This is a genomic window from Flavobacterium cutihirudinis (assembly GCF_003385895.1).
In the GTDB taxonomy this organism is placed as follows: domain Bacteria; phylum Bacteroidota; class Bacteroidia; order Flavobacteriales; family Flavobacteriaceae; genus Flavobacterium; species Flavobacterium cutihirudinis.
Window position 1 is genome coordinate 305,273 of record NZ_QRDQ01000011.1, and the last position, 26,712, is coordinate 331,984.

The 26,712-nt window shown below is 34.3% G+C and carries 13 protein-coding genes; 8 read left to right on the forward strand and 5 right to left on the reverse strand.

Annotation, left to right across the window (positions count from 1 at the left end; all coding sequences use genetic code 11):
* Positions 1-12: 12 nt before the first annotated feature.
* From rplL to BD847_RS17935, 4 genes are all read left to right on the forward strand, one after another.
* Positions 13-384, forward strand: a complete 372-nt coding sequence (rplL, locus tag BD847_RS17920; RefSeq protein ID WP_026730429.1) for a 50S ribosomal protein L7/L12 — start codon at positions 13-15, stop codon at positions 382-384.
* Positions 385-649: 265 nt separating this feature from the next.
* The gene (rpoB, locus tag BD847_RS17925) at positions 650-4,462 is read left to right on the forward strand and encodes a DNA-directed RNA polymerase subunit beta (RefSeq protein WP_115889625.1); all 3,813 of its coding nucleotides are present in this window, start codon (positions 650-652) and stop codon (positions 4,460-4,462) included.
* A gap of 255 nt (positions 4,463-4,717) precedes the next feature.
* Positions 4,718-9,025 carry a DNA-directed RNA polymerase subunit beta' gene (rpoC, locus tag BD847_RS17930; RefSeq protein ID WP_115889626.1) on the forward strand — a complete coding sequence of 1,436 codons (4,308 nt, stop codon included), beginning with the start codon at positions 4,718-4,720 and terminating at the stop codon, positions 9,023-9,025.
* A 10-nt stretch (positions 9,026-9,035) separates the two neighbouring features.
* Complete coding sequence (locus BD847_RS17935) at positions 9,036-9,347, forward strand: DUF3467 domain-containing protein (RefSeq protein WP_012024017.1); 312 nt, start codon at positions 9,036-9,038, stop codon at positions 9,345-9,347.
* A 247-nt stretch (positions 9,348-9,594) separates the two neighbouring features.
* Here the strand turns inward: BD847_RS17935 and BD847_RS17940 are convergent, their stop codons facing one another.
* Together BD847_RS17940 and BD847_RS17945 are read right to left on the reverse strand one after the other, a co-directional pair.
* Positions 9,595-11,187, reverse strand: a complete 1,593-nt coding sequence (locus tag BD847_RS17940; RefSeq protein ID WP_115889627.1) for a peptide chain release factor 3 — start codon at positions 11,185-11,187, stop codon at positions 9,595-9,597.
* Between the two features lie 147 nt (positions 11,188-11,334).
* On the reverse strand, positions 11,335-12,777 hold the full coding sequence (locus BD847_RS17945) for an alpha-amylase (RefSeq protein WP_115889628.1): 1,443 nt from the start codon (positions 12,775-12,777) through the stop codon (positions 11,335-11,337).
* A gap of 517 nt (positions 12,778-13,294) precedes the next feature.
* Between BD847_RS17945 and BD847_RS17950 the strand changes: the two genes are divergently transcribed.
* Both BD847_RS17950 and BD847_RS17955 read left to right on the forward strand, forming a co-directional pair.
* Complete coding sequence (locus BD847_RS17950) at positions 13,295-14,725, forward strand: peptidylprolyl isomerase (RefSeq protein ID WP_115889629.1); 1,431 nt, start codon at positions 13,295-13,297, stop codon at positions 14,723-14,725.
* Positions 14,726-14,803: 78 nt separating this feature from the next.
* Positions 14,804-15,757: an AAA family ATPase gene (locus BD847_RS17955; RefSeq protein WP_115889630.1), complete on the forward strand. Its 954-nt coding sequence runs from the start codon at positions 14,804-14,806 to the stop codon at positions 15,755-15,757.
* Between the two features lie 59 nt (positions 15,758-15,816).
* On the opposite strand, the gene xrtN is transcribed toward BD847_RS17955, so the two are convergent.
* Both xrtN and BD847_RS17965 read right to left on the reverse strand, forming a co-directional pair.
* Positions 15,817-17,046, reverse strand: coding sequence for an exosortase N (gene xrtN, locus BD847_RS17960; protein ID WP_115889631.1), 1,230 nt, complete (start codon positions 17,044-17,046; stop codon positions 15,817-15,819).
* On the reverse strand, positions 17,047-19,542 hold the full coding sequence (locus tag BD847_RS17965; protein ID WP_115889632.1) for an XrtN system VIT domain-containing protein: 2,496 nt from the start codon (positions 19,540-19,542) through the stop codon (positions 17,047-17,049). It lies immediately after the preceding gene.
* A gap of 425 nt (positions 19,543-19,967) precedes the next feature.
* Between BD847_RS17965 and BD847_RS17970 the strand changes: the two genes are divergently transcribed.
* Together BD847_RS17970 and BD847_RS17975 are read left to right on the forward strand one after the other, a co-directional pair.
* Positions 19,968-22,739, forward strand: coding sequence for a bifunctional aconitate hydratase 2/2-methylisocitrate dehydratase (locus BD847_RS17970; RefSeq protein ID WP_115889633.1), 2,772 nt, complete (start codon positions 19,968-19,970; stop codon positions 22,737-22,739).
* Positions 22,740-22,867: 128 nt separating this feature from the next.
* Positions 22,868-25,132 (forward strand): aconitate hydratase, encoded by a 2,265-nt coding sequence (locus tag BD847_RS17975; protein WP_115889634.1) that lies wholly within the window; start codon positions 22,868-22,870, stop codon positions 25,130-25,132.
* 96 nt (positions 25,133-25,228) lie between these two features.
* Here the strand turns inward: BD847_RS17975 and BD847_RS17980 are convergent, their stop codons facing one another.
* Positions 25,229-26,617, reverse strand: coding sequence for a Kelch repeat-containing protein (locus BD847_RS17980; protein ID WP_115889635.1), 1,389 nt, complete (start codon positions 26,615-26,617; stop codon positions 25,229-25,231).
* Positions 26,618-26,712 lie beyond the last annotated feature (95 nt).

A 26,712-nucleotide genomic window follows, 5' to 3' on the forward strand; every position in this document is an offset into this window, starting at 1 on the left:
ACGATAGAAAAAATGGCAGATTTGAAACAATTCGCAGAACAATTAGTTAACTTAACAGTTAAAGAAGTTAACGAATTAGCAACAATATTAAAAGACGAGTATGGTATCGAGCCTGCTGCTGCAGCTGTAGTAGTTGCTGCTGGTGGTGGAGAAGGTGCTGCTGAAGAAGCACAAACTGAATTTACAGTTGTATTAAAAGAAGCTGGTGCTTCTAAATTAGCAGTTGTGAAATTAGTAAAAGAACTTACAGGTTTAGGTCTTAAAGAAGCTAAAGATGTAGTTGACGGTGCTCCAAGCAACGTTAAAGAAGGTGTTTCTAAAGAAGAGGCTGAAGGTCTTAAGAAAGCATTAGAAGAAGCTGGAGCTGTAGTTGAATTAAAATAATTCAACTCGGTTTTAAGAACTAGGTTTAGGTCCTGAGTTAACACTCAAAGGCCTAAACCATTTTTCGTATAATAAAATACATTAAATTTTATTATCAAATAGTTTAATATACGAAAGAGTTTTTGATCAATACGAAGAAAAAAAATTGAACTGAATTAATCGTTTTATTTTTAAAGATGTATTGATTTTAAAAAGAAAGTATAAACTACGCAGTGTGTTTTTACACAAAAAAATTACTTTTTTTTAATCAAAATTTTGTCCATTGATGATAACAAATCAGACTGAAAGATTGAATTTTGCCTCTACTAAAAACATTCCTGACTATCCGGATTTCTTGGATGTTCAGGTTAAATCTTTTAAAGATTTCTTCCAATTAGAAACGAAATCTGACGAAAGAGGCAACGAAGGGTTATACAATACCTTCATGGAAAACTTCCCAATTACAGATACAAGAAACAACTTTGTATTGGAATTCCTAGATTATTTTGTTGATCCGCCACGTTATACAATTCAAGAATGTATAGAGAGAGGTCTTACTTATAGTGTGCCATTAAAAGCTAGGTTAAAACTATACTGTACAGATCCAGAACATGAAGATTTTGAAACAATTGTACAAGATGTTTATCTTGGAACAATACCTTACATGACTCCAAGTGGTACTTTTGTAATCAATGGTGCCGAGCGTGTTGTAGTATCACAATTACACCGTTCTCCTGGGGTTTTCTTTGGACAGTCATTCCACGCAAATGGAACTAAACTTTATTCTGCAAGAGTAATTCCTTTTAAAGGATCTTGGATAGAATTCTCTACTGATATCAACAGCGTAATGTATGCTTATATCGATAGAAAGAAAAAATTACCTGTAACAACTTTATTCCGTGCTATCGGTTTCGAAAGAGATAAGGATATTCTTGAGATTTTCGACTTAGCTGAAGAAATTAAAGTTTCTAAAACTGGTATTAAGAAATATATTGGAAGAAGACTTGCTGCGCGTGTATTGAACACATGGCACGAGGATTTCGTAGATGAGGATACTGGAGAGGTAGTTTCTATCGAACGTAACGAAATCATCCTTGATCGTGATACAATTATCGATAAAGATAATGTTGAAGAGATCATCGATTCTAACGTAAAATCTATTTTGTTACACAAAGAGGATAACAACCAAGCAGATTATGCTATTATCCACAACACGTTACAAAAAGATCCAACAAACTCTGAAAAAGAAGCTGTAGAGCACATTTACCGTCAGTTGCGTAACGCTGAACCGCCTGATGAGGAAACTGCTCGTGGTATTATAGATAAATTGTTCTTCTCTGATCAACGTTATAACTTAGGTGAAGTTGGTCGTTACAGAATGAATAAAAAATTAGATTTAGATATCCCTATGGATAAGCAAGTGCTTACTAAAGAGGATATTATTACAATCGTAAAATATTTGATCGAATTGATCAACTCTAAAGCAGAGATTGATGATATTGATCACTTATCAAACCGTCGTGTTAGAACAGTTGGTGAACAATTGTCTCAACAATTCGGTGTTGGTTTAGCACGTATGGCTAGAACTATTCGTGAGAGAATGAACGTTAGAGATAACGAGGTGTTTACACCAATTGATTTGATTAATGCTAAAACATTATCATCAGTTATCAACTCTTTCTTTGGTACTAACCAGTTATCTCAATTTATGGATCAAACGAATCCATTAGCTGAGATTACTCACAAAAGAAGACTTTCTGCACTTGGGCCAGGTGGACTTTCGAGAGAGAGAGCTGGTTTCGAGGTTCGTGACGTTCACTATACACACTATGGTCGTTTATGTCCGATTGAAACTCCTGAGGGACCAAACATTGGTTTGATTTCATCTCTTGGTGTTTATGCAAAAGTTAACGGAATGGGATTCATCGAAACTCCATACCGTAAAGTAATAAATGGTGTAGTTGATTTAGAAAGTACTCCAGTTTACTTAAGTGCTGAAGAAGAAGAAGGTAAAATGATTGCTCAGGCAAACATTGAAATGGATGCTACAGGTAAAATTACAGCAAGCAATGTTATTGCTCGTGAGGAAGGTGACTTCCCGGTTGTTGAGCCATCAGTTGTTCATTATACAGACGTTGCTCCTAACCAGATCGCTTCGATTTCTGCATCTTTGATTCCTTTCTTGGAGCATGATGATGCGAACCGTGCGTTGATGGGATCAAACATGATGCGTCAGGCAGTTCCTTTGATCCGTCCTGAAGCACCAATTGTAGGTACAGGTTTAGAGCGTCAGGTAGCTTCAGATTCAAGAGTATTAATCAATGCTGAAGGGCATGGTACTGTTGAATATGTTGATGCTAATATCATTACTATTAAATACGATCGTACAGAAGACGAAAGAATGGTTAGTTTTGATGCAGATGAGAAAACATACAACCTAATTAAATTTAGAAAAACCAATCAAGGTACAAGTATTAACTTGAAACCAATCGTAAGAAAAGGTGACAGAGTTATTCCTGGACAAGTATTATCAGAAGGATATGCTACTCAAAATGGAGAATTAGCTTTAGGTAGAAACTTAAAAGTTGCGTTCATGCCATGGAAAGGGTACAACTTCGAGGATGCGATTGTAATTTCTGAGAAAGTAGTTCGTGATGATATTTTTACTTCTATCCACGTTGATGATTATTCATTAGAGGTTAGAGATACTAAGTTAGGAAATGAAGAGTTAACAAACGATATTCCTAACGTTTCTGAAGAAGCTACTAAAGATTTAGATGAAAACGGTATGATCAGAATTGGAGCAGAGGTTAAACCTGGCGACATTCTTATCGGAAAAATTACACCAAAAGGAGAATCAGATCCTACTCCAGAGGAGAAATTGCTTCGTGCAATCTTCGGAGATAAAGCGGGTGATGTAAAAGATGCTTCATTAAAAGCTTCTCCATCTTTACATGGTGTAGTTCTTGACAAAAAATTATTTGCAAGAGCCGTAAAAGATAAACGTAAACGTACTCAGGATAAAGATGCTTTAGGCGCTTTAGAAATGGAATTCGAAACTAAATTTGTTGAATTAAAAGACAGATTAGTTGAGAAATTATTCTTGATCGTTAACGGAAAAACATCTCAAGGTGTAATGAATGATTTGGGTGAAGAAGTTTTACCAAAAGGTAAAAAATATACTCAAAAAATGCTTTATGCAGTAGAAGATTTCGCTCACTTAAGTAAAGGACAGTGGGTTGCTGATGATGCTACAAATAAAATGGTTAATGATTTAATTCATAACTATAAAATTAAGCTGAACGACTTACAAGGAGCTTTAAGAAGAGAGAAATTCACTATTACAGTTGGAGATGAATTACCATCTGGAATCTTGAAATTGGCTAAAATCTATATCGCTAAAAAACGTAAGTTAAAAGTTGGTGATAAAATGGCGGGTCGTCACGGTAACAAAGGTATTGTTGCAAGAATCGTTCGTCACGAAGATATGCCATTCTTAGAAGATGGAACACCAGTAGATATCGTATTGAATCCACTTGGGGTACCTTCACGTATGAACATTGGTCAGATTTATGAGACTGTTCTTGGATGGGCTGGTATGAACTTGGGTAGAAAATTTGCTACTCCAATCTTCGACGGTGCTTCTCTAGACGAAATCAATGCTTTGACTGATGAGGCTAATGTACCACGTTTCGGACATACCTATCTTTATGATGGTGGAACTGGAGAGCGTTTTGCACAAAAAGCAACTGTGGGTGTAATTTACATGCTTAAATTAGGACACATGGTTGATGATAAGATGCACGCACGTTCTATCGGACCATACTCATTAATTACGCAACAGCCACTTGGAGGTAAAGCTCAATTTGGAGGTCAGCGTTTTGGAGAGATGGAGGTTTGGGCACTTGAGGCTTATGGAGCTTCTAGTACACTACGTGAAATCTTAACTGTTAAGTCTGATGACGTTATTGGTAGAGCTAAAACTTACGAAGCTATCGTTAAGGGAGAAACTATGCCAGAACCAGGTTTACCAGAATCATTCAATGTATTAATGCACGAATTGAAAGGTCTAGGTTTAGATCTTCGTTTGGAAGAATAATAAAAAATGTAGAGACGTGATTAATCACGTCTCTACATTCATATTTATAAAAGTTTTTAAAGATTTATACCCGTAAACCGTTCCGATTTTTTATAACAATGCAAGGCATTTTATAACTAGCACTTCAAATAAGAATTTGAGGTTTAGAGAAGTAACCCGAGGTAGTAGCTGAATGATTAACTCTTTATTTTTTTAAGAGTAGATTATAAATCTAAATTCAATTTTTTAATTGCAAATAAATCAATAGTAAAAACTATGATGAATAACAGAAACAATAAAGATAAGAATCCAGTAAAAAGATTTAACAAAATTTCTATTGGATTGGCTTCACCAGAATCTATCTTGAAAGAATCAAGAGGAGAGGTTTTAAAGCCAGAAACAATCAATTATAGAACTCACAAACCAGAGCGTGACGGACTTTTCTGCGAAAGAATCTTTGGACCAGTAAAAGATTTCGAATGTGCTTGTGGTAAGTATAAAAGAATTCGTTACAAAGGTATCATCTGTGACCGTTGTGGTGTTGAAGTTACTGAGAAAAAAGTACGTCGTGATAGAGTAGGACACATCAACCTTGTTGTGCCAATTGCTCATATCTGGTATTTCCGTTCTCTTCCAAACAAAATTGGTTATATCCTTGGTCTTCCATCTAAGAAATTAGATATGATCATTTACTACGAAAGATACGTAGTAATCCAAGCTGGTATTGCTAAAAATGCAGATGGAGAATCTTTACAAAGACTTGATTTCTTAACTGAAGAAGAATATTTGAATATTTTAGATACTCTTCCACAAGAAAACCAATATTTAGATGATTTAGATCCAAATAAATTTGTTGCCAAAATGGGAGCAGAGTGTATTATGGATTTATTAGCTCGTATTGACTTAGATGCTTTATCTTATGAATTAAGACACAGTGCTAACAATGAGACTTCTAAACAAAGAAAAACTGAAGCTTTAAAAAGATTACAAGTTGTTGAATCTTTCCGTGAGTCTAACGAAAACCGCGAAAACCGTCCTGAATGGATGATCATGAAAGTGGTTCCAGTTATCCCGCCAGAATTACGTCCGCTTGTACCACTTGATGGAGGTCGTTTTGCAACTTCAGATTTGAACGATTTATATCGTCGTGTAATCATCCGTAACAACCGTTTGAAAAGATTAATGGAGATTAAAGCTCCGGAAGTTATCTTAAGAAACGAAAAACGTATGTTACAAGAATCTGTAGATTCATTATTTGATAACACTCGTAAAGCTTCTGCTGTTAAAACAGAATCAAACAGACCATTAAAATCATTATCTGACTCATTAAAAGGTAAACAAGGACGTTTCCGTCAAAACCTTTTAGGAAAACGTGTGGATTATTCTGCTCGTTCGGTAATTGTCGTTGGTCCAGAGTTAAAATTATATGAGTGCGGATTGCCAAAAGATATGGCTTCTGAATTATACAAACCTTTCGTTATCCGTAAATTGATTGAAAGAGGTATTGTAAAAACAGTAAAATCTGCTAAGAAAATCATTGACAAAAAAGAGCCGGTAGTTTGGGACATTTTAGAAAATGTAATTAAAGGACACCCAGTATTACTGAACCGTGCTCCTACTTTGCACAGACTAGGTATTCAGGCTTTCCAGCCAAAATTAATTGAAGGAAAAGCGATCCAGTTACACCCATTAGTATGTACGGCTTTCAACGCCGATTTCGATGGTGACCAGATGGCGGTTCACTTACCATTAGGACCAGAGGCTATTTTAGAGGCTCAATTATTAATGTTGGCTTCTCACAATATCTTGAACCCTGCAAATGGTGCTCCAATTACTGTACCTTCTCAGGACATGGTCTTGGGTCTATATTATATGACCAAAGAGCGTATTTCTACAGAAGATCACATTATTTTAGGTCAGGATTTGACTTTCTATTCTGCTGAAGAAGTAAACATTGCATTAAACGAAGGAAGATTAGAATTGAATGCTCGTGTGAAAATTAGAGCAAAAGATTTTAATGATGCTGGAGAATTAGTGTACAAAATTATTCAAACAACTGCAGGACGTGTATTATTTAATGAAGTAGTACCTGAAGCAGCTGGATATATCAATGACGTATTAACTAAGAAAAACCTTAGAGATATTATCGGACACATTTTAAGTGTGACTGATGTACCTACAACGGCTGCTTTCTTGGATAATATGAAAGATATGGGTTATAAATTCGCATTTAGAGGAGGTTTATCATTCTCTTTAGGTGATATTAGAATCCCAGAACAAAAAACGAAGTTAATTGCAGATGCTAGAGAGCAAGTTGAAGGTATCTCAACTAACTATAACATGGGTCTTATCACAAATAACGAGCGTTACAACCAAGTTATTGACGTATGGACTTCAGCAAATGCTCAGTTAACAGAGTTAGCAATGAAAAATATTAGAGAAGACCAACAAGGTTTCAACTCTGTATATATGATGCTTGACTCTGGGGCGAGGGGTTCTAAGGAGCAGATTCGTCAGTTAACTGGTATGCGTGGTTTGATGGCTAAGCCTAAAAAATCTACTGCTGGTGGTGGTGAGATTATTGAAAACCCGATTCTTTCTAACTTTAAGGAAGGTCTTTCGATCCTTGAGTACTTCATTTCTACTCACGGTGCTCGTAAAGGTCTTGCGGATACGGCTCTTAAAACGGCCGATGCGGGTTACTTAACAAGAAGGCTTCATGACGTTTCTCAAGATGTTATTGTTAACATCGAAGATTGTGGAACTTTAAGAGGTGTTGAAGTTGCTGCATTGAAGAAAAATGAGGAAATCGTTGAATCTTTAGGAGAGAGAATTTTAGGACGTGTTGCATTACAAGACGTTATTAATCCTCTTACTAACGAAGTAATGGTTAAATCTGGAGAGCAAATTACTGAAGCAATTATGAGAACTATCGAAGCTTCTCCAATTGAGAAAGTAGAAGTTAGATCTCCATTAACTTGTGAAGCTTTAAAAGGTATTTGTGCTAAATGTTACGGTAGAAACTTAGCTACTGGAAAAATGACACAAAGAGGTGAAGCAGTCGGAGTTATTGCAGCTCAGTCTATTGGAGAGCCAGGTACACAGTTGACACTTCGTACGTTCCACGTTGGAGGGGTTGCTGGAGGTATCTCTGAAGAATCTAGTATTGTTACAAGATTCGCAGGTAGACTTGAAATTGAAGATTTAAAAACAGTTAAAGGAGAAGACGGAGAAGGAAACTCTGTTGATATCGTAGTTTCACGTTCAACTGAGTTGAAATTAGTTGATGAGAAAACTGGAATTGTTTTAAATACACATAACATTCCTTACGGATCTAGTATTTTTGTTAACGATGGAGATACTGTTGCTAAAGGAACTGTAATCTGTAAATGGGATCCATATAACGGTGTAATTGTTTCTGAATTTACTGGTAAGATTGCTTACGAAGATTTAGAGCAAGGACAATCGTTCATGGTTGAGATCGATGAGCAGACTGGTTTCCAGGAAAAAGTAATTTCTGAGGCTAGAAACAAAAAATTAATCCCAACTTTATTAGTTTATGGTAAAGAAGGTGAATTGATTCGTTCTTACAACTTACCAGTAGGTGCACACTTAATGGTTGAAAATGGTGAGAAAATTAAAGCAGGTAAAGTATTAGTAAAAATCCCACGTCGTTCTTCTAAAGCGGGCGATATCACGGGAGGTTTACCAAGAATTACTGAGCTTTTAGAGGCTCGTAACCCTTCAAACCCAGCAGTTGTATCTGAAATTGATGGTGTTGTATCTTTTGGAAAAATTAAGAGAGGTAACCGTGAGATCGTTATCGAATCTAAATTTGGTGAAATTAAAAAGTATTTAGTTAAACTTTCTAGCCAAATCTTAGTACAAGAAAATGACTTCGTAAGAGCGGGAGTTCCATTGTCTGACGGTGCAATTACACCAGATGATATCTTAAGAATTCAAGGTCCAGCTGCTGTTCAACAGTACTTGGTAAATGAAATTCAAGAGGTTTACCGTTTACAAGGGGTAAAAATTAATGACAAGCACTTTGAGGTAGTTATTCGTCAAATGATGCGTAAAGTAAGAGTTCAGGATCCGGGAGATACATTATTCCTAGAAGATCAATTAATTCACACTAAAGATTTCATCGTTCAAAACGATAAATTGTACGGTATGAAAGTAGTTGAAGATGCTGGAGATTCTGCTGTATTGAAACCAGGTCAGATCATTACACCTCGTGAATTACGTGATGAAAATTCATTATTGAAACGAAATGATAAAAATCTTGTTGTAGCAAGAGACGTAATTACTGCAACTGCAACGCCAGTTCTTCAAGGTATTACAAGAGCTTCGTTACAAACTAAATCATTCATTTCTGCGGCTTCATTCCAGGAGACAACGAAAGTACTTAACGAAGCTGCTGTAGCTGGTAAAGTAGATGATTTAGAAGGATTGAAAGAAAATGTAATTGTTGGACACAGAATTCCTGCGGGAACTGGTATGAGAGAATATGATAATACTATCGTAGGATCTAAAGATGATTACAACGAAATGATGGCTAATAAAGAAGAATATATTTATTAATTAGGAAGCTATGAGTAATCCGAAACAACAACAGGAGCAAATTAATATTGAGTTAGACGAGACAATTGCAGAAGGAATTTATTCTAATCTTGCAATTATTAATCACTCATCATCAGAGTTTGTTTTAGATTTTGTAAGCATTATGCCAGGTATTCCTAAAGCCAAGGTAAAGTCAAGAATTGTTTTGACACCACAACATGCTAAAAGATTATTGAGAGCAATAGGTGAAAATATCCACAGATTTGAGGCAGCCCACGGCGAAATCAAAGAAACGGAACAAGCACCAATTCCGCTTAATTTTGGTCCTGCGGGACAAGCATAAAATTTTAAAGCCCCAGTAAAATGGGGCTTTTTTTTGGTGGTAATTATTGGTTATGCAGTTTGTCCGATATAATCAGTATTTCGTCGACTAAATTTCTCTTTTCCTTTAGATTAAAGTATATTAGTAGAACCTAATTAGAAAAAATTTATTTGGGAATAATAACTTAGTAAGGTTGTGTTAATTCAAATAAAAAAAAAGCGCTATAGATTATATAGCGCTTTTTTTATATGTTACTTTGTGAAGTAAATTAATCGAATTCTGAAGTGAAAAATAATTTCACACTTGGGTATTTACTTTGAGTCATTTGAATTGTAAAGTCAGAATCGGCTAAAAATACTAATTGGCCGTACTTATCATGAGCAAGGAATTTTTGCTTTATACGCTTAAATTCTTTAAATTCCTCATTTTTAGCATCATCAGGTTTCACCCAACATGCTTTATGAACTGGGAAGTTTTCATAAGTACATTTCGCACCATATTCGTGCTCCAAACGATATTGAATAACTTCATATTGAAGTGCTCCAACAGTTCCAATTACTTTACGATTATTCATTTCTAAAGTAAACAACTGGGCCACACCTTCATCCATCAACTGATCAACTCCTTTTTCTAATTGCTTAGCTTTCATTGGATCGGCGTTGTTGATGTATCTAAAATGTTCTGGAGAGAAACTCGGGATTCCTTTGAAACTCATTATTTCACCTTCAGTCAAAGTGTCTCCAATTTTAAAGTTTCCTGTATCGTGCAAACCAACAATATCTCCTGGATAAGAAATATCGACGATTTCTTTTTTCTCAGCAAAAAAAGCATTTGGACTAGAGAATTTTAAATTTTTCTTCTGACGAACGTGATAATATGGCTTGTTTCTTTCGAAAGTTCCAGAAACAATTTTAATAAAAGCTAAACGGTCACGATGTTTCGGATCCATATTAGCGTGAATTTTAAATACAAAACCAGACATTTTTTCCTCAGCCGGATCAACCAAACGAGTTTCAGAATCTTTTGGTCTTGGAGATGGAGCGATTGTGACGAAACAATCTAACAATTCGCGAACTCCGAAGTTATTTAAAGCTGAACCAAAAAATACAGGCTGAATTTTTCCGTCTAAATAATCCTGACGGTCAAATTTTGGATAAACTTCATCGATTAATTCTAATTCTTCACGAAGTTTTTCAGCTGCTTTTTGACCAACAATTTTATCTAATTCCGGATTATTCTGAACATCAGAAAAAGCAATTGTTTCTTCAATATTTTTACGGCTGTCTCCACTGAAAAGATTGATATTTTCTTCCCATAAGTTATAAATTCCCTGGAAATCATAACCCATTCCGATAGGAAAACTTAAAGGAGTAACTTTTAATCCTAGTTTTTGCTCCACTTCATCCATTAGATCAAAAGCATCTTTACCTTCACGATCTAATTTATTAATGAAAACAATCATAGGAATGTTACGCATTCTACAAACTGCAACTAATTTTTCAGTTTGTTCCTCAACCCCTTTTGCAACGTCAATAACAACAATTACACTGTCTACAGCGGTTAAAGTTCTAAAAGTATCTTCAGCAAAATCCTTGTGTCCAGGTGTGTCCAGGATGTTGATTTTTTTATCTTTATAATTAAAAGCAAGCACAGATGTTGAAACCGAAATACCTCTTTGGCGTTCGATTTCCATAAAGTCACTTGTTGCTCCTTTTTTAATTTTATTGTTTTTTACCGCTCCGGCTTCCTGAATTGCACCTCCAAATAATAGTAATTTTTCAGTCAAAGTTGTTTTACCGGCATCGGGATGCGATATAATTCCGAATGTTCTTCTGCGTTGTATTTCTTTTAAAAAGCTCATAATTCGTATAAATAGGTTGCAAAAGTACTATTAAATACGGCTTTATAAAAATATTCACTTCTTAAATTTGGTAGTCTTTATTTATTAAGAGGTTTTTTAGAAAAAAATAAGGCTGTTTTGCAACAGCCTTAAATAGTCATTTTAAAATTACTGATTAATTGACCAAATTGAATATCCTTTTGGAGGACATTGTATTTTTACCCATTTGTCTGCCTGAGTTGTCGGGTACCAAGTTGAATTTCCTGTAAAATCCTTTATCTGTGTGTTCGCCCAGTTGGTTTGAATCCATCTTTCCTGCCAAACATCAGAATTGTTGATGTAAACTACTAATCCAGGATTCCCGTTGTATCCATTTCTTCTTGCCAGATATTCGTCATTATCAGAATATAATATTGAAGTAGTTCCTGTTGCTTTATTATTATGAATCCAAATCAAATTGTTTAATTTGTTTTTATCCAGCCATTCTTCATAATCTCGATAAAATATAGTAGGATATCCTTCGTGTGTTAATATATAGGAGTAGGCCAATAGTTTACTGTAAATTTCGTCTGTATCATGATTGGTTACAAATGTCACTGCTTTGTACGGATTACGTTTCCACATCATATCATCATTTAAAAGAGCAAGATTATTTCCGTCGAAAGCGTCATTCATTTTGTAATAACAAGCAAAATCAAAAACAGAACTATTTGCATTATTCGCCCAGTCGTTTAATACATTTACATTCGAATCCCATAATTCTCCAACAGAAAATCCTCCGACATTCGCATTCCAGGCATTTACAACCCAAGCTCCAAAGCCTTTTACATAATCGAATCTCCATCCATCAAATTTCATGGTGTTTTTATAATATTTACCAACTCCGTCTGCACGTATCCAAAGCCAATCTTTTACATAAGGATCTGCATGGCATAAATCAGGAAATCCTCCAAACGAACCTTCATCATTATTGCCAAAACTGTTTTTATAGAAATTAACATAAGTACGTTTAAATTTTCCGGAAGCGACTCCATTAAAATTTGTCCAGGTATTTGTTCCAGTAAAAGGATTTGCTTCAGATTGTCCGCCACTGTTATGATTAATTACGATGTCTGCATACACTTTTATATTCTGTGCATGTGCATTGGTGATTAAATTTACCAATTCGGTTTTGGAACCGAATCTTGTTTCGGTAGTTCCGTTTTGATTAAAATCTCCAAAATCAAAATAATCAGTAGGGTCGTAGCCCATTGAAAATGCACCATTTTGAGCTTTTGAAGCTGGGGGAAGCCAGATCGAGCCAATTCCTGCATTACCCCATGCAGTGACTTTACTACTGATAGTATTCCACCAGGTTCCTCCTGCGGGGACGTCCCAATAAAATGCTTGCATCATAACACCTCCGCCCGGATTATCAACGTATTTTCCGGTAGAAGATGATCTGGAAGCTCCTGTACTAAAAGGTTTTCCATCGTGATTTGTAACATTGATGATTTCAAATTGCTGACTTTCTGATTTTGAATCGGTTTCTAATGTTTCAGTTTGCGAGCATGAACATAGAAATGCTGAAATCAAGCTGATAAATAAAACTTTTGTTTGTGGTTTTTTCATAATAGATTTGGTTAGAAAAAGGGTTAGTGAATTTGTAATTACATAATATTAGTGGGTTAATGTGTAGATATTCTTATTTTTTAGCATTTAAAATTGTTAATTAGTCACGAATGTAGGTTTTTTTTGATTCGATTTGTTTTTTAATAAAATACTTACGTAGCGAAAACGTTATAGTGTTAAAAACTTTTTTTATTTCCTTTATAATTAATGAGTTGTATGTTTTCGAAATAACGTTTTTTAAAGTTGATTAATATCCAAATTTGTATTCGCGAAATGCACGAAAAATCACTTCAAACATTTAATTTTAAAGCCAATCTGTATAATTTTTTGTTAATAGTATAACCGATAGTTGTATTATGTAATTGAATTGTTATTTTTGTTCGTTATAAGTAAAAAAACTAGAATTTAATTGTTTGCTATTTTGAAGTTACCTTTAAAATAAAAGCAATTGAGGGCTAGGTTTTTAAAAAGGATAATTCTAAGACAAGATCTTTACATTTAAATTAAATCTTAAATAATGTTATTAAAAAAATTACAGCTAAAAACAATTGATTACAAGCTTGTATTGACAACATGTTTTTTACTTTTTTTCGGCACAATTGTTTCAGCTCAGGAAATTATTCCAGATGCTGTGGCTCTTAAACCAGCAGAAGCACCAACGGGCGGTAAGCTTAAAATTGACGGTATCATTGCTACTGTTGGAGATTACATTGTTTTAGATTCTGATATTGATAAAGGATTTTTAGAAATTACTGCGTCAGGAGGTAGTACAAAAGATATTACAAGATGCCAAATGCTTGGTAAACTTTTAGAAGATAAATTATATGCTCACCAAGCAATTCAGGATAGTATTATTGTGAGTGATGCCGAAGTAAGAAGTATGATGGAAGATCGTCTGAATTACATGGTGAAACAGGTTGGTGATATTAATAAAGTTGTAGAATATTATAAAAAAAGTTCTGTAGAGGAATTTAAAACTTATTTTGCAGATATCTTAAAAGAGCAAAAATTAGCGAGCGATATGACAAAAAAAATCGTTGATGCCGTTGAAATTACACCTGAAGAGGTTCGTAACTTTTTTAAGAAAATACCAAAAGACGAATTACCAACTTTTGGAGCTGAAATGGAAGTTGCGCAGATCGTCGTAGAGCCTAAAGTTTCGAAAGAAGATAAACAAAAGGTAATTGACCGATTGAATGCAATTAGACAAGATGTTCTGGATGGCTCGAGCTTTGCTACAAAAGCAGTTTTATATTCTCAGGACCCTGGATCTTCTTCAGCGGGTGGTTATTATAAAATGACAAGAAAAACTCCTTTTGTAAAAGAGTTTAAAGATGTTGCTTTTAGTTTGCAGGAAGGCGAAATTTCGGCTCCTTTTGAAACAAATTTTGGGTTCCATATTATTATGGTTGATAAGATTAAAGGGCAAGAAGTTGAATTGCGTCATATCTTAATTTCTCCAACAGTTTCTGAAGCGGCGCTGAAAGAAGCTAAAGAAAGAATTACAAACATTCGTAACAAGATTATCAATAAAGAAATTTCTTTTGCGGACGCTGCAAGAACTGAGTCTGACGAAAAAGAAACTAGAGCAAATGGAGGAACATTGGTAAATCCTAACACTCAGGATACACGTTTCGAATTGACTAAAATGGATCCGACTTTGTATAGTCAGGTTTCTAATTTAAAAGATAATGAGATTTCTCAGCCACTTTTAAATACAGATGAAAAAGGGAAAAAAACGTATAAGTTAATCACGGTAACAAACAGAATTAACGAACATACTGCTGATTATGCGCAGGATTATACGAAAATTAAAGAATTAGCATTGAAAGAAAAACAAATTGAAGCAATTGCAAAATGGTTTGATGCTAAAATTAAAGATACTTATATTAAAATTATTGGAGAATACAGAGATTGTACATTTGCAAACAATTGGTTGAAAAAATAATTTTTATTAAATAAAGAAAAAGAGTTAGTTTTATGAATCCATAGAGCTGACTCTTTTTTAATTTAAAAACATACTTAAATGTCTGACGTAACAGCAATTCATAATTTAGTTCAAAAACGAAACGAGTTAAAATCAGAAATAGCAAAGATAATTGTAGGGCAAGATGCAGTAGTTGATCAAATTTTACTGTGTATATTTTCTGGAGGCCATGCTTTGTTAATTGGAGTTCCGGGTTTGGCAAAAACTTTAATGATAAACACTTTGTCTCAAGCATTAGGTTTGGATTTTAAAAGAATTCAGTTTACACCAGATTTAATGCCTTCGGATATTTTAGGAAGTGAAATTTTAGATGAAAACAGACAATTTAAATTTATTAAAGGTCCAATTTTCTCTAATATAATTCTTGCTGATGAGATCAACAGAACGCCACCAAAAACACAGGCAGCTTTGCTTGAAGCAATGCAGGAACGTTCAGTTACAATTGCTGGACAGAATTACAAATTAGATTTGCCGTATTTTGTTTTGGCGACTCAAAATCCAATTGAGCAGGAGGGAACTTATCCTTTACCAGAAGCGCAGTTGGACCGTTTTATGTTTGCTATTAAATTAGAATATCCTACTTTTGAAGAGGAAGTTCAGGTGGTAAAACGTACAACGTCAGATGCGAAAACAACAATTAATGCGTTGTTCACTGCGCAGGAAATTATTGATTTCCAGCATTTGATCCGCAGAATTCCTGTAGCAGATAATGTTATAGAATATGCTGTAACACTAGTAAGCAAAACACGTCCTGATAATAAATTGTCGAATGATTTTGTGAAAAATTATTTAGATTGGGGTGCTGGGCCAAGAGCTTCTCAGAATTTAATTTTGGCAGCTAAAGCGCACGCCGCTTTTAATGGTAAATTTTCTCCAGACATTGAAGATGTAAAAGCCGTTGCAACTGGAATTTTACGTCACAGAATTATTAAAAACTACAAAGCAGATGCTGAAGGAATAACAGAAGAAGTTATTATTCAGAAACTGTTGTAAATATTATATTTTATGAGAAAGCCTGACAAAGTTAAGATTTTGTCAGGCTTTTTTCATTACTAGATTTTTGTTGTTTCATTAATCAGTCGCACCGATTTATTGGTGAATAGTTTGATTAAAAGAACTTCAGGAAGAGAAGTGTATTTTTTTCTATTACATTCGTACCACCAATAGGAGTTGTATTGAATGTTGTTTTTCTCCATTTTTACCTGCCATATTTTTTTATTTCCTCTGAGGACTTCTTTCTTTTCTATGATTTTATAGCCATTTCCGGTCCAGCAGACTAACGGATTATGAGCTGGAGTTTTAATATAAATCAATTTGTTTGGAGTTGAAATTTTAAAAACTTCACTGTTTACCCAAGTTCCATTTTGAATGGAATATTCTGAACTTAAGTTTTCAAGTAAATTATTCGGCTGTGTTTTCTTTATTTCAAAACTGGTTGCGAACATAATTGCAGTTACTATAATAACAATGATGAATTTATACTGTTGTTTCTTTATTTGGATTTCTTCTGTTTTCGGTTTAAAAAATCGGATTATAAACAGCATTGGAACAATTTGATAAAATAGAAAGCACAAGATTCCAATTGTATGATGCAGTACATTTTCCTGTGTACATTGAAACAAAATAAGCGTAATGATTCTAAAATAGTTCGATATTATATTGAGAATGATTATAAGAACACAAAAAAGAAGAATCTGAAGAATATTGAAATATTTTGACTGTTTCTTTTCTTCTAAAGTTAATATAAAAGCACCCGACAATAATCCTGTTTTAAACATTGATAAACCCATACAAGCTGTATCGACCGTAATTTTTGCATTATTGATGTAAAAATTGACGCCTTCTATTTTATCAATTGCAATGAAATTCTTTAAAACGATATAAACATAATAACAGAGAATTTGTTTTATTTCGGTTGTCATGTAATCGAAAAAAGTACTGAATACGGAAGAGAACAGCAAAATACAAATGAAAGCAATAAATGAAAATTTTTGTGTAAAACTGTAATACAATAAACAGACAAATAAAGCTAAAGCTAAAAGATGCAATGATTTAGTATGCAGACGCCAGCTTATAAACTCCAATATAAAAATTAGAGCAAAAAGTGGATAGTTTACATTAAAAGCCGTTTTTCGACTCCCGATAAAAAACAGCCCAATTGATGCTAAAATTCCAAACAAATTAGTAGTAAGTCCTGCTGAAATTATGCTGTAGTTTAAAATCAAAATACAGCAAGAAATCAGCAGGATAGAAGTTTTTTTATAATCCAGTAATAAATTCATTTATACTGTTTGTTTTTTTGTTTTTCGGTAATAGAAATATAGTGTTGCAGTTCCAATAATAATCAAAAGCCATTCGTGAGGTTCAGGTACCGCACCGTCATTATTTATTGAGGCATTTCCTAATGTGTTTACGTTTTTATCAATTCCATTGTTTTTGTAATCTTCATCAGTTTCAAGAACAATTAATGACGAAATTGGCGTTACAATATTGGCATCTTTTGCTAGTTCAACATATTGATTATTGGCTACACTATCGTTTTGAATTTTAACCTGTTCTTCAAGAACTTTTCCAAAAGCGTACATTCTGTAAATATGATTCGTACCATTATTTTTTGAATTTTGACTTGATATATTTTCACTAATTGAGACTTGAGAAGGTTCAATATTAATACTATTTGGGTCTGTTTTGTAAACTGGAAATTGATGTTTGTTGATCATTTCTAAACAAGTAGCCAAACTGCTTTGAAAATAGTCAACGTATTTTTGTTCTTTAGCTGTCTGCCAAAACGGATTAATGTCAGAACTGATATTGAAGACTTTTATATTTTTTTGTTTAGTTCCTGATTTGATTTTCTTCAGATAATTCGATTCTTCAAGCTCTTCAAAATTAGCAGAGAAAGTTCCTGATTTTGTAATGACTAAACTATTTTTAGCCAATTTATAAAGAGGCAATAATGTGTACTGAGAATCTTCAAAATCCAACTGAATGGCTTTGAAATTATCTTTGTCAATTTTCTTTTTTTGTCCATTTACAAAAACGTAAAGATTTTGCTGGTCCAGATTGACAAATGATTCTATTTGTTTTGTCGTCCAATTGTTATTTAAATCCAAAATAATTTCAGAAGGAGTAAAGGAAATTACTGCTTTTTGAATGGCATCGACTTCATAAATCTTACCGTTCCAGGCAAATGAACTATGATTGATTTTACTTAATGGCATTGTTGCTTGCCAATCATCCAGTCCTTTTGATTGATTCATATAAAATCCCTTTTCAAATTCAAAATCTTTACTAGTTTCTACAGCCGAATTCCCTGTTATTTGTATTCTTGAAATGGTTCCAGCATTCGAAATGTTTGGTCCTTTAATAGAAAGACTTTGGTATTTCATTTGACTGTCTTCAATTTTTAGTGGAGTTGTAAAACCGCATTTAAATTTTCTTGGAGTTTGTCTATTGACTGGGAAAACTCTCACTACAACTTTATTTCCTTCTTTCCATTGTATTAAAGAAGGATCACGATATTCTACGCCAACAATTTGATTGTATGCTTTTTTTGCTTTTTCTTTAGTAGTTAAAACACCTTTGCGTTCCACTCCGTTTACCCATAAAGAAAGTGAAGTTGCAACAGAACCTTCAGGTAATTGAAAAGAGTAGATTGCTTCTTCGTTTCCCCTTGAATCTTCGCCACATGCAATATCCATTGTAATCTCCGTGTACGCTAAACGAGCTTCGGGATATACTTTTACGTCTTCTTTAATTTTTTTTGTAAACAAATCATCTCCATTCCAAAGCTGTTCTTCTGTTTCTAATCTTTTATCAAAATTCGATTTCAGAATATTTATTTTGTCATCATTGTCCAAGCCAAGATCATCACAAACTAAATAAGCAATGCTAATAAACGGGTTATTAATTTTGGTTCCGTTGAATTGCTGTTTGCTGAAGGAACCAAAACGGTCAAACGAAAAGAACTCATCTATATTGATATACACAAGATTTTTCTTAAGTAGAATTTCATTGAAAAAATTAGGTTTTATATTTTGGGAAACTGAAATGTATGCAGGTAAATCTGCATTGCTTTCGAAGGAATTGATTTTTACAATTTGAGCTATTTTTTTGCTTTCAATAACTAAACCAGTTGTGAAAATTAGAAAGCTAACAAGCACAATTGAAAATCCAGCGCTAAAAGAAAGGTAGTAAGATCTGTTTTTAGGCAAGTGTAAAATTATAGTTAGTAAATGAATGACTAAAATTATGGCAGGAACCAATCCGTAGAAACCCATTCCTAAAGCCAATATTCCAATAAATGAATAAGGTGTTACAGGAATAAGAAATAAGGCGAAGTAAAATATAATCCAAAATGTGGCGCCATTAATAAAATAGACAATGTAAGTATGAGGGGTTTTTATTTCGTTTTGATAAAGGAAAAAATTAGAAATGCAAAACACAAAAGTTGTAATGTAAACCCATACCGGCAAATTCTGGAAAATAGAAATAAAGACATTTAAGCTAAAACAGCCAATAAGCCAGTTGAGCATCAAAAATGGAACTAAATGAAGGTATTCTTCTCTTTTTCTTAGTATAAGAAATGATACTACGGTTCCATAAATAAATTCAATAATCAAACTTATCGATCCGACAGATTCGTATTCACGATAAGAGAATTCTTTTGAAGTCAGCGCACAAATCATAAATATTGTACTGAATAATGTCACAAAGAGGCTAATTTGCACGCCCGTTTTTTGCGAATAATAATCTAAAATCCCTAGTTTGTATCTCATAGTTATATTTTTTAAAAAGTACTTTGAAATACAAAGTTAATAGAATATTCGAAAAACAGCATTTTTTTTATTTTATTTTTTGAAGAAAATTTTGAGGGAATTTTTCAGTTCGGAAAATCCTTTTTAAAGACGAAAAAAAGGCAACTATAACGTTATAATTTCTTATTTAGAACTGTTCTTTGTGAAAATAGAGGTAAAATCCCACTTAGTTTATAACAACAAATTTCGACTTTGTTAATGAAAAGATTTTAAAATATCAATAATTCATTTTTTTAATGCAAAATTGATATTTTGGTAAAAACAAGCAGTGAAAATCGTTTTTTAGCAATAATAATTTTTGAAAAGGCGACTTTCATTATATTCTTTTTAATTCTCACCTTTAATCTCTAAATTTGCGTACAAAAAAAAAACACTTCTAATATATTATGAATACTTACAAAGATTACATTAACGAAATCGAAGAAAGAAAAGGCCAGGGACTTCATCCAAAGCCAATTGATGGTGCAGAATTATTAAGCGAAATTATTTCGCAAATTAAAGATGTTGATAATGAATATAGAGAAGATTCTCTAAAGTTTTTTATCTACAATACTTTGCCAGGTACGACAAGTGCAGCTGGTGAAAAAGCAGAATTTTTAAAAGAGATTATTCTTGGTGAGTCTGTAGTAAAAGAAATTACGCCAGCTTTTGCTTTTGAATTATTATCTCACATGAAAGGCGGACCTTCTATTAAAGTGTTGCTTGATTTAGCTTTAGGTAATGACGCTGCGATTGCAAAAGAAGCTGCAAAAGTGCTAAAAACACAAGTTTTCCTTTATGAGGCTGATACAGATCGTTTAGTAGAGGCATTCAAAAATAATAATGAAACGGCTAAAGAAATCCTTGAAAGTTATGCTCAAGCTGAGTTCTTTACAAAACTTCCAGAAGTAGCTGACAAAATTAAGGTAGTAACTTTTATTGCTGGTGAAGGTGATATTTCAACAGATTTACTTTCTCCAGGTAATCAAGCGCACTCTCGTTCAGACCGTGAACTTCACGGGCAGTGTATGATTACGCCTCAAGCACAGCAAGAAATTAAAGCTTTACAAGCACAACATCCTGATGCAAGTGTGATGTTAATTGCTGAAAAAGGAACTATGGGAGTTGGTTCTTCAAGAATGTCAGGTGTAAACAACGTGGCGCTTTGGACAGGAAAACAAGCAAGTCCATATATTCCATTCGTTAACATCGCTCCAATTGTTGGTGGAACAAACGGAATTTCTCCAATTTTCCTAACAACTGTTGATGTTACTGGTGGTATTGGTTTAGACCTTAAAAACTGGGTTAAGAAAGTTGATGCAGAAGGAAATGTTATTCGTAACGAAAACGACGAACCAATTCTAGAACAAACATATTCTGTTGCTACAGGAACTGTTTTGACAATTAATATTAAAGAGAAAAAATTATATAACGGCGATCAGGAATTAATGGATATTTCTAAGGCATTTACACCTCAGAAAATGGAATTTATTAAAGCTGGTGGTTCATATGCTATTGTTTTTGGTAAAAAACTTCAAACATTAGCGGCAAAAATTTTAAATGTTGAAGCTCCGTTAGTATATGCACCATCAAAAGAGGTTTCGTATGAAGGACAAGGTTTAACTGCGGTTGAAAAAATCTTCAACAAAAATGCAGTTGGTATTGCTCCAGGTAAAGTATTGCACGCTGGTTCTGATGTTCGTGTAGAAGTTAATATTGTAGGTTCTCAAGATACTACAGGTCTTATGACTGCTCAGGAATTAGAGTCTATGGCTGCAACGGTAATTTCACCAATCGTTGACGGTGCTTACCAATCAGGTTGTCATACTGCTTCGGTTTGGGATAAAAAAGCGCAGGCTAATATTCCTAAATTGATGAAATTCATGAACGATTTTGGTTTGATCACAGCTCGTGACCCAAAAGGTGTTTATCATGCAATGACTGACGTAATCCACAAAGTACTTAACGATATCACTATTGATGAGTGGGCTATCATTATTGGTGGTGACTCTCATACAAGAATGTCAAAAGGTGTTGCTTTTGGTGCTGACTCAGGAACTGTTGCTCTTGCATTGGCTACTGGTGAGGCTTCTATGCCAATTCCGGAATCTGTAAAAGTTACTTTCAAAGGAGATATGAAAGGCTACATGGACTTCCGTGATGTGGTTCATGCTACTCAAGCACAAATGCTTCACCAATTTGGAGGAGAAAATGTTTTCCAAGGAAGAATTATTGAGGTTCACATCGGAACATTAACTGCGGATCAGGCATTTACATTTACTGACTGGACTGCAGAAATGAAAGCAAAAGCTTCTATCTGTATTTCTGAAGATGATACTTTAATCGAATCATTGGAAATTGCTAAAGGCAGAATCCAAATTATGATCGACAAAGGAATGGATAACGAGAAACACGTTCTTCAAGGATTGATCAACAAAGCAGATAAGAGAATTACTGAAATTAAATCAGCTGAAAAACCTGCTTTAACACCAGATGCAAATGCTAAATATTATGCTGAAGTTGTAGTTGATTTGGATCAGATTTCTGAGCCAATGATTGCTGATCCAGACGTAAATAATGCTGACGTTTCAAAAAGATATACGCACGATACTATTAGACCTTTATCTTTCTATGGTGGAGTGAAAAAAGTAGATCTTGGATTCATCGGATCTTGTATGGTTCACAAAGGAGATATGAAAATCCTTGCTCAAATGTTGAAAAACGTAGAAGCACAAAACGGAAAAGTGGAATTTAACGCTCCGCTTGTTGTTGCTCCTCCAACTTACAATATTGTAGATGAATTAAAAGCTGAAGGTGATTGGGAAGTTTTACAAAAATACTCTGGTTTCGAATTTGACGATAATGCTCCAAAAGGTGCGGCGCGTACAGAATACGAAAACATGTTATACTTAGAGCGTCCAGGTTGTAACCTTTGTATGGGTAACCAAGAAAAAGCAGCAAAAGGTGATACTGTTATGGCAACTTCAACACGTCTTTTCCAAGGAAGAGTTGTAGAAGACACTGAAGGCAAAAAAGGAGAGTCATTACTTTCTTCTACACCGGTTGTAGTTTTATCTACAATTTTGGGTAGAACTCCAACATTGGCAGAATATACAACTGCGGTTGAAGGTATTAACTTGACTAAGTTTGCACCTTCTAATAAATCTTTAGTAATGTAATTTTACGATTATTAATATATCAAAAGCCCGAGTGATAAACTCGGGCTTTTTCTTTTTTAGCTCTCCTATTTTTTGTAACTTGTCATGTTCAAAATAAAATAAAAAAACAAAAAATAATTATAGGACTTATGGCTTTTGATATCGAAATGATTAAAAAAGTGTACGAAAACATGCCAAATCGTGTTGATAAAGCACGTGAGATTGTTGGACATCCACTTACGTTAACAGAGAAAATTTTATACAATCACCTTTGGGATGGAAATCCAACTCAGGCGTTTGGAAGAGGAGTTGATTATGTTGATTTTGCACCAGACCGTGTTGCGTGTCAAGATGCAACAGCTCAAATGGCATTATTGCAGTTTATGCATGCCGGAAAATCTAAAGTAGCAGTTCCAACAACGGTACACTGCGATCACTTGATTCAGGCGAAAGTAGACGCTGCAACCGATTTGGCCAGAGCAAAAACGCAAAGTAATGAGGTTTTCGATTTCTTATCGTCAGTTTCTAACAAATATGGAATTGGTTTCTGGAAACCAGGAGCCGGAATTATTCACCAAGTAGTACTTGAAAACTATGCTTTCCCTGGCGGAATGATGATTGGTACCGATTCTCATACTGTAAATGCAGGTGGTTTAGGAATGGTAGCAATTGGTGTTGGTGGTGCCGATGCTGTAGACGTAATGTCTGGAATGGCTTGGGAACTTAAATTTCCGAAATTAATTGGAGTTAAATTGACTGGTAAATTATCAGGCTGGACTGCTCCAAAAGATGTTATTCTTAAAGTTGCCGGTATTTTGACTGTAAAAGGAGGAACTGGTGCTATTGTTGAATATTTTGGTGAAGGTGCAACTTCTATGTCTTGTACAGGAAAAGGTACTATTTGTAATATGGGTGCAGAAATTGGAGCGACAACTTCAACTTTTGGTTATGATGCTTCAATGGGGCGTTACCTGCGTTCGACAAACAGAGCCGATGTTGCTGATGCTGCAGATAAAGTAGCTTCGTACTTAACAGGGGATCCAGAAGTTTATGCAAATCCAGAAAAATATTTTGACCAAGTAATCGAAATCAATTTATCTACATTAGAACCGCACTTAAACGGTCCTTTTACACCAGATTTAGCAACTCCAATTTCTAAAATGAAAGAAGAAGCAATCAAAAATAACTGGCCATTACAGATTCAGGTTGGTTTAATTGGTTCTTGTACAAACTCTTCTTACGAAGATATTTCTCGTGCAGCTTCTTTAGCAAGACAAGTTGCAGATAAAAACTTAAAAACAAAAGCGGAATTTACTATTACTCCGGGTTCTGAAGTTGTTCGTTCAACGATCGAAAGAGATGGATTTATTGATACATTCCATAAAATTGGCGCAACCGTTTTTGCCAACGCCTGTGGGCCATGTATTGGTATGTGGGATAGAGATGGGGCAGAAAAAGAAGAAAGAAATACAATTGTTCACTCTTTTAACCGTAATTTCTCAAAACGCGCCGATGGTAATCCTAATACTTTAGCATTTGTAGGTTCTCCAGAATTGGTAACTGCAATGGCAATCGCTGGTGATTTAGGCTTTAATCCATTAACTGATACGTTGATTAATGAAGATGGAGAAGAGGTAATGCTGGACGCTCCAACAGGAGACGAACTTCCTGCTAAAGGATTCTATGCCGAAGATCCAGGATTTCAGGCTCCTGCTGCTGATGGTTCAGGAGTTCAGGTTGTTGTAAGTCCTACATCAGAACGTTTGCAGTTATTAGCTCCGTTTGATGCTTGGGATGGTAAAAATATTACTGGTGCAAAACTGTTGATCAAAGCTTTCGGAAAATGTACAACGGATCATATTTCTATGGCTGGACCTTGGCTGCGTTTCCGCGGACATTTAGATAATATTTCGAATAATATGTTGATTGGTGCTGTGAATGCTTTTAATCAAAAAACAAATTCGGTTAAAAATCAATTGACCGGAGAATATGATGCTGTTCCTGCTGTTGCTCGTGCCTACAAAGCAGCTGGAGTTCCGTCTATCGTTGTGGGAGATCACAATTATGGTGAAGGTTCTTCTCGTGAGCACGCTGCAATGGAACCTCGTTTCTTAGGTGTGAAAGCGGTTTTAGTAAAATCATTTGCTCGTATTCACGAAACGAATCTTAAAAAACAAGGTCTTTTAGGATTGACTTTTGCCAACGAAGCTGATTATGATAAAATTCAGGAGAACGACACAATTAATTTCTTGGATTTAACTGAGTTCGCTCCAGGAAAACCATTGACATTAGAGTTTGTTCATGCAAATGGTACAAAAGATATCATTTTAGCAAATCACACGTATAATGCAGGTCAAATTGGCTGGTTTGTTGCAGGTTCTGCCTTGAATTTAATTGCGGCTGGAAAAGCTTAATTTTGAAACTTTAATTATATAAAAACGCTCTGTTATACAGAGCGTTTTTTATTGTCAATAGAAACTGAAAATAGCTACAGTCATATTTTGTCTAATTTATTCATTTGCTTTCGCTAAAGTAGTTTGTGGTATCAAAGTTTTAACTCTCATTGGTTTTGTGTTTTTGAATTCTTCCAGATCAATACAAAATAACCTTGAAGAGGGAATTTTAGAATAACTATTTTCAAAACGTCCTCCCAAAATATATAATTTATTATTTTGATAAAATAGGGCTGTGTGTTTCAATTCAATCTCAACATCGTATTCTTTAAGTTGGGTCGTTTTGATGTCATAAGTGTACATTTTTCGATTTTCAAAGAAATAAATTGTACGATCATTGTAGGTTATGGCAGGTCTTTCTAGTCCAGAAAATAACTCACCTTCGGTTTGCCATTTTTCTGTTGCTAAATCAAATGTTTCAATTTGCGATGTGGGTTTTCCGTCATTGCCGCCAATTAAAAAGATCTTGTCGTCAACTAAAACTCCTGAGCTTTCTTTTGCTGTGGGCATGCCGGGAAGTTCGTACCAATAACCAGAAGTGATATTGTATAAATGTACTTTATTGGTGAAGTCTTTTTTACCGTCTTCGGTTGTTTTTACAGAGCCACCCATTACAATTATATTGTCCTTATAGCTAAATGAAGCAAAATCTGCTGCCTGATGTGGATTTGTATAATCTACCTGAATATTTCTAATGTTGAGACTGTCAATATTGACAACTTCGATATTATCTTGCAGATATTCCCAACTACTTATTGTGTTTACCAAAATTTTTTTTCCGCCCAAAATATAAATGGAATTTTTATAAAAGTGCATGTTATGATAAGCTCGGGGCTTTAGTTTTAATTTTGCCGTTTCCCAAGTATTTGTTTTTATATCATAAATCAAAAGATATTTTTTATAATGTGGCTTAGCTAAAGTGTATTCGGCTTGAGCCAAATAATCTGTTAAGGTGTAATCTGCTCTTTCTGATCTGCCTTTTTCCAAGTAATCTATTTCAGGAAAAGGATCTCCGCCGCTGACATAAATTTTGTCATCTTTTAGAAATGATCCGAAAGAGTAAATAGGGTATCTTAATGGTTTTAATACGCTAAACTCTAGTTTGGGTTTTAATTTTAAGTTGGAGATTATTGTTAGTCCTGATAAATTTTCAATATTTTCCTGAAGCTGAATTTTAAAATTTTGACTGGTTAAATAACTAATAGAATATCGGGCTGTGATATAACCAAGATGTGAAAACTCTAAAATTTCATCTCCTTTAAATTTTGACAGAATGCTTAATGAAAATTCTCCATTTTTATTCGTGATGGTTCCTGTTTTGCTTGATAATGCTGATATATTCACATTTTCAAGTACTTCGTTTTTCATGGAGAAAACCACGCCTTTTACGTTTTGTGCTATAGAAAGGAAAGGGAATAAAATTAAAATAGAGAGTAATTTTTTCACAAGTGGTTTGAAGTTAAGTTGATGTAAAATCCTTAAATATATTTATTTATGTAAAAAACTGCATTTCAAAAAGTTGGCTCAACTTCTATGCCGAA

Excerpts from the sequence above, each read along its gene's own strand:
- rplL (WP_026730429.1), top strand. The coding sequence starts at position 13 with ATGGCAGATTTGAAACAATTCGCAGAACAATTAGTTAACTTAACAGTT.
- rpoB (WP_115889625.1), top strand. The coding sequence starts at position 650 with ATGATAACAAATCAGACTGAAAGATTGAATTTTGCCTCTACTAAAAAC.
- rpoC (WP_115889626.1), top strand. The coding sequence starts at position 4,718 with ATGATGAATAACAGAAACAATAAAGATAAGAATCCAGTAAAAAGATTT.
- BD847_RS17935 (WP_012024017.1), top strand. The coding sequence starts at position 9,036 with ATGAGTAATCCGAAACAACAACAGGAGCAAATTAATATTGAGTTAGAC.
- BD847_RS17940 (WP_115889627.1), bottom strand. The coding sequence starts at position 11,187 with ATGAGCTTTTTAAAAGAAATACAACGCAGAAGAACATTCGGAATTATA.
- BD847_RS17945 (WP_115889628.1), bottom strand. The coding sequence starts at position 12,777 with ATGAAAAAACCACAAACAAAAGTTTTATTTATCAGCTTGATTTCAGCA.
- BD847_RS17950 (WP_115889629.1), top strand. The coding sequence starts at position 13,295 with ATGTTATTAAAAAAATTACAGCTAAAAACAATTGATTACAAGCTTGTA.
- BD847_RS17955 (WP_115889630.1), top strand. The coding sequence starts at position 14,804 with ATGTCTGACGTAACAGCAATTCATAATTTAGTTCAAAAACGAAACGAG.
- xrtN (WP_115889631.1), bottom strand. The coding sequence starts at position 17,046 with ATGAATTTATTACTGGATTATAAAAAAACTTCTATCCTGCTGATTTCT.
- BD847_RS17965 (WP_115889632.1), bottom strand. The coding sequence starts at position 19,542 with ATGAGATACAAACTAGGGATTTTAGATTATTATTCGCAAAAAACGGGC.
- BD847_RS17970 (WP_115889633.1), top strand. The coding sequence starts at position 19,968 with ATGAATACTTACAAAGATTACATTAACGAAATCGAAGAAAGAAAAGGC.
- BD847_RS17975 (WP_115889634.1), top strand. The coding sequence starts at position 22,868 with ATGGCTTTTGATATCGAAATGATTAAAAAAGTGTACGAAAACATGCCA.